General features: G+C 59.1%; 6 protein-coding genes. 4 read left to right on the plus strand and 2 right to left on the minus strand.

Annotated features, from left to right (window positions below; all coding sequences use genetic code 11):
- The first annotated feature begins 192 nt into the window (after positions 1 to 192).
- Positions 193 to 756, plus strand: coding sequence for a GGDEF domain-containing protein (locus NKJ84_RS32785; protein WP_352509967.1), 564 nt, complete (start codon positions 193 to 195; stop codon positions 754 to 756).
- A 430-nt stretch (positions 757 to 1,186) separates the two neighbouring features.
- Here the strand turns inward: NKJ84_RS32785 and ligD are convergent, their stop codons facing one another.
- Complete coding sequence (ligD, locus tag NKJ84_RS32790; protein WP_352480616.1) at positions 1,187 to 2,980, minus strand: DNA ligase D; 1,794 nt, start codon at positions 2,978 to 2,980, stop codon at positions 1,187 to 1,189.
- 450 nt (positions 2,981 to 3,430) lie between these two features.
- On the opposite strand from ligD, the gene NKJ84_RS32795 reads away from it, so the two are divergent.
- Positions 3,431 to 3,685, plus strand: a complete 255-nt coding sequence (locus NKJ84_RS32795; protein ID WP_254818584.1) for a hypothetical protein — start codon at positions 3,431 to 3,433, stop codon at positions 3,683 to 3,685.
- An 85-nt stretch (positions 3,686 to 3,770) separates the two neighbouring features.
- Here the strand turns inward: NKJ84_RS32795 and NKJ84_RS32800 are convergent, their stop codons facing one another.
- Complete coding sequence (locus NKJ84_RS32800; protein WP_352509969.1) at positions 3,771 to 4,238, minus strand: hypothetical protein; 468 nt, start codon at positions 4,236 to 4,238, stop codon at positions 3,771 to 3,773.
- Between the two features lie 373 nt (positions 4,239 to 4,611).
- Here NKJ84_RS32800 and NKJ84_RS32805 point away from each other — a divergent pair, with 373 nt between their 5' ends.
- Entirely contained in the window at positions 4,612 to 4,839 is a 228-nt protein-coding gene (locus NKJ84_RS32805; protein ID WP_352509970.1) for a hypothetical protein, read from the plus strand.
- A gap of 224 nt (positions 4,840 to 5,063) precedes the next feature.
- Positions 5,064 to 5,226: GntR family transcriptional regulator (locus tag NKJ84_RS32810; protein WP_352509972.1), on the plus strand; the 163-nt coding region annotated here is incomplete at its 3' end.

Consider the following 5,226-nt stretch of genomic DNA (forward strand, 5'->3'; position numbering starts at 1 on the left):
TCCGGCGTCAACATCAGCAAATCACTCAAGGCGGCACCTCCTGCCACCTTGAATCACCCAACAGAGATCAACTCAACAAATTAATGGGTCCTGACCCTAGCTGAGAGCCCCCCGCAGCCAAGCCGCTGGTCCCTCGGCGCTGGGAATGGGCATTGGAGACGGAATTGCGCTTACCGCTACGGTCCGAGGCGCGTGACAGATGACCGCGTCAGCCTCTCCACCCCGAGCTACGATTCCCCGCATTCGATCAGGCACAGCAAATTCAAGGCCAAGCGAGGCCTTACCGGTCTCGGAAACCGGCGCTACTTCGATGAGTATCTCGCGGCGGAATGGAAGCGCGCAGTCCGCACGCAGAGTCCGTTGTCGCTTTTGATGATCGATGCAGATCACTTCAAGCGCTATAATGAGACCCATGGCCACATGGCGGGCGATGAGGTGCTGAAGCAGGTCGCCGGTGTGATCCAGAGCACTTGCAATCGCTCTACGGATCTCGCTGCGCGATATGGGGGCGAGGAGTTCGTTGTTGTGATGGTCGACGCTTCGTTGGCGCAATCGGGCACCGTCGCGGAGCGGCTCGTCCAGAGCGTGCGGGAGTTGAGCATTCCGCACGGGTCCGAGCGGGTGACCATAAGCGTTGGTGTTGCAACGACGGTACCCAATGAGACCCATACGCCACATGATCTCATCAATGCAGCCGACCTGGCGCTTTTCCGGGCCAAGTCGGAAGGACGAGACCGCGTCGTGTATCAAGAATAGTTTAAAGCCTCCTAATAGGATCAATGGCGCTGGCGAGCAGCTTGCGGAGGTGGCCGCCTTCTCCTCGCGACCTTTTATGCTGTCTCACCGGCTGAGCCACCTCGTATGTCCCACAGGGCAACCCGAATGAGGATGGCCAAGGGGGAACTTTTGGCATCGTCCTGCGGAGTGGTTGGACAGAACGCTTCCCTGACGCGTGCGCTCGAGAGACGAAGAGCGAAACGGACGAGATCGCAAAGGCTCGTCTTCCGCAATCACGGAGTTACCTGAATTTCCAAACCCGCTATTGTTCCAGGCGGCGGACCCCAACCCGCTGGGCCGGCGTCTCTTGGCATCTACCCCAACGGCCCCCAATGACGCCGGCCGCTTGCCGCAGCCGCAGTGACGCCGGCGGTTAAGGCCTTCGCATGGGACTAACACTTCGCGATTGCTATCGGTTTTTCCGCATGGCCCAGGCGGCTTTCGCCGGCCGAAATGGACTCTCCAACGTAAACGCGTCTGGCAGAATTCCCTTTTCGACCTGTGTCCATGTGACTGGAGCGGCTATCGGAAAGCTTGAACGGGCTCGAGGCGAGTAAGCGCCGACGGCTGTGTTGCCACGGCCGTTGCGGAGGTAATCCAGAAAGATGCGCCCACAACGAGCCGACGGCGCAGCCGACAAAAGATAGCGATCGGGGTGCTTGCTGACCAGTTGCTGTGCCAGCTTTCGGGCATACTGCCGGGCGTCGTCGTGGGTGATCACGGCCTGCAGAGGCGCCATCACATGCAGGCCCTTGCCGCCGGTCACCTTCGGCCAGCTATCGAGTCCTTCCGAACGCAGCATATCCCGGACCTTCAGGGCCGTTTCGACGATCATCTCCCATTCGATGCCTTCGCCAGGATCCAGGTCGATGACAACCCGGTCGGCATGCTCGATATCATCGACGGTGGTGTTCCAGGGATGCAACTCGACAGCGCCTATTTCCACCAAGCCAAGCAGCCCATCAAGATCATCGACCCACAGCCTCACGCCTTCTCCACCCTCGCGCTTCTGAACACGCAGTTGGTGCACGGTATCCGGAATGTCGGGCAATCTGCCCTTGTGATAGAAGGTGATCCCGTGAGAGTGGCGAACCAGCTTGAGCGGCCGCCGGCCGAGATGGACGAGCGCCTTCTTCGCCACCTTCTTCCAATATCGGATCAGCTCCTCTTTCGATGGCACCATGGCGTCGGGCAGCAGTTGTAGAATGTTCTCGCGCGGGACGCCGGAACTTTCATTGGACGGCGGCTTCTTGCAGACCAATGACGCGCCGGCCGGCGGGCTCAGATCGTCGCGCAGGCCCTTGAACACCGCTTCGCGCAGCAGCCCGTCATCGGTGGTGCCGCTATACTGGATTTCGGCCTCAACGGCCGGCTGCACCCACGTCGCCTTGGGCTTGTCTATCGGCTCGGCGAGCGGAGATTTGTCGACGATTAGCGGGTCCAAGCGCTCGCGCACTTCGCGTGCATCGGTAAGGCTATAGCCGCTCTGCGCCTTGCCGGCGTAGTGGACGCGATTGCCATCTCTGCGGCCGAGGTAAAGCGAGGCGATCCTGCGCGGCCTGGCACCCAGCTTCTCGACGAAGGCGACGATCGGAAAATTGTCGCTCTTGATGCATTTGAGCTTGAGCCAACTGTCTTGCCGACCGGAGCGATAAGGCGAATCTGCACGCTTCGAAACAATCCCCTCAAGGCCCATTTCGCAAGCGTGCTCAAACACAGTCGGGCCGTCGCCTTCCAGATGATCAACGTAGATCAGGGCCGGCGGTGCGCCTTTCAGGAGACGTTGCAGGGTCCTTTTGCGCTCAAGCAACGGAACGTCCCGCAGGTCATTGCCGTCGAGGTGGAGGAGATCGAATGCGTGGAAGATAAGGTTCGTCGATTCAGCCTTGCCAAGTTCGCGACGTAGCGCCTGGAAATCAGGACGTCCTGTGGTGCCAAACACTGTCGCTTCGCCATCAACGATGGCCCGCTCCGTGGTCTTTAACTGGGCCGCAGCCCGGACGATCGGTCCATATCGGTCGGTCCAGTCGTAGCCGTTTCGCGTGAAGGCCTGCACCCTACCCTCTTGGATGATCAGCTGCGTACGGTATCCATCGTATTTGATTTCGTGGGTCCACCCGCGGCCCTTGGGCGGCTTGTCGACCAACGTTGGCATTTGGAACTCAATGAACGATAGCCGGCCAAGGCCAAGCTCGGTTAGCATCCACGCGCACTCCAAACGCTGCGATTTGAATCAATATCGCTGGTTCGAATCGGTTCCGAAACAAATTGCGGATTCAGGCTGGCGTCGGCATTTTCTCTAAGTTGGCAATCCTTTGACGACCGCAACAACCGCCCGGGGCCGCCACGATCAACGAGTTCACTTCGGAGGCCGGCGAACCAGCCTGGCAGCGACCGCCCGTCACGGCGAACTAGTGACGCCACTAAGCCACTAAACTGCTCTCTCAGGAGCTCAGATCCGCAAGCGTCTCAGATGAGCTAAATCGCACAATTCTCCTGGCTCCTAGTAACCGATGGGAGGCAGAATGGGGCGAACGCAGGCCCAAGATAGCGGCGGACCAGCAAACATTTCAGAAGCCGCGGGCTGTAAAAAGCGCAACGAAAGCTGCTTGCCCGCGTTGCCATTGATCCGAAGCTCCACCAGGAGGACCACATGGGCGACGACAAGAGCACACGCGACCGAGCCCGCCTGGGATCCAGCCAAGACTTCGACGTGGAGCATTTCGCGCAGCAGAATGGCATTGCCGTGGACCAGGTTCCCGACCTGATCCGGGCCAATGACAACGATCGCACGGGGGTTGCGGAAGCCATCAAGGCCCTCCGGCGGTCGGCCGGCCGGAGCCGGTTGGACGGCAGGGGAGATCCGCCAGGAAAGAGCACGGATGCATCTCGGCGAAGCGAAAACTGACTGCCGAACCAGGTGATTGTCACTTATGAGCGGATGAGACCGGCCGTCAAATCTCAGTCGTCGCTGCGCGCTTGTTGGTCTGACTTTAGCAACCTTCCGCCCGTAGGGATCGCACCATTCGCACCACGATCGGATCGTACGGGATTTTTTCGGATCTGCTGTAGTTCATCGTAAAGAGCGCCGCACGGTCATTGCAGATCGCAATGACGCGCACATAGCGGATTTGCCCGTCCCTGAGGCCGGAATAACTGGCCCAAGTCGGCTTAACGCGCCGATAGGTCACTTTCCAGCCCGCCTTTTCGTCCTCGACAATTCGATGCTCTATCTCGGCGCGGAAACTGGCCTTTCCGAGCCTTGCGCCCCAAACAGCAAGAAAGGCCCCGTTTTTGCCCTGAAAAGCTGCCCCCTGGTCGGAACGCTGAGTCAGAACAAAGCCAGGGGGCACATCGAATACAAAGCCAAACTGCTTGACGCCGAAGGGCTGCCACTCTTGCGCATAAAGAAGCGTGGCGGAAAATAACAACGAGACGAAGCTAAGCAGCAAACGGCTCATAGGGTTTAATTAGGATCGAGTAACATACCGGTCCATACCCTGCCGGGTCCCGGTCGCAGATTTTTTTGCCAAGGCGACTTAGCATCGGCAACCTGTGCAGTCGTAGACACGGGCGGCGCCGCACGACAGGCAGCTTAACGCCGATCTGCTCCAAACTCATACTCGGCCATCACCTTGACCATTTGCGATGAGCCGCCGTTGATGAGCTGCGGCTGGCCCAGCCAGACGCCGCCGCATGCATCGACGGCAAGATTTTCTGCCTTGGCCGGTAACCCATGGCTTACGTGTCCTCGCGTCCAAGCCTTTGCCGATTCCGACTGGAACCAATGCGACCTGGGCCGATTAACAACCGAAGGGACCTCTCGGATCCGGAATGACGGTCGATCTGTTGAACATTGAGCTGGCTGAGGCCAGGCAGCGCGTTAAACGAGCGGAGCTGTCTCTCCAGCGTGCAAAAGAAATGCTGAACAAAAACTGCGACGTCGGCATTAATATCGCGCTGTGCGGCAGGATTAGGTCTGCGCAACGGCGAGTGGGCGAGGCCAGAGCACGTCTGGTCAAGATAGATCCACCCGGCGCGGGCGGCAGTCGAATAGGCTAAATTATTCTGCCGCGGGCGGGGCGCCGTCACAACTGATCAAAGCAGCCACAAATCTGCCTCAAGGAGGCGCTCGTCCCTACTGCCAATACATCGGGGAATGCAGGGGACGCGACTGGGGCGACCAGCTTAGAAACGGCTTGCATAGTGACCGCGATTCGTCACCTCGTTGACAAGCTTGCGGTGATGTGAACAGGATTATACAGGCTCATTGAACAGGTACTTATATGAAGCGGCGTTCGGTTCAACTGTCTCCCGGCACGGGCAAGCCAGAACAGATTGCCACGGTTCTCGAACATGAAATCCGCTCCGGTGTTCTGGGCTTCGGCGACCGGTTGCAAAGCGAGAACGAGCTCGTCCAGCGTTTCTCCGTCAGCCGTAACACCGTTC

The organism is Mesorhizobium sp. M0048, from assembly GCF_040323405.1.
Taxonomy (GTDB): domain Bacteria; phylum Pseudomonadota; class Alphaproteobacteria; order Rhizobiales; family Rhizobiaceae; genus Mesorhizobium.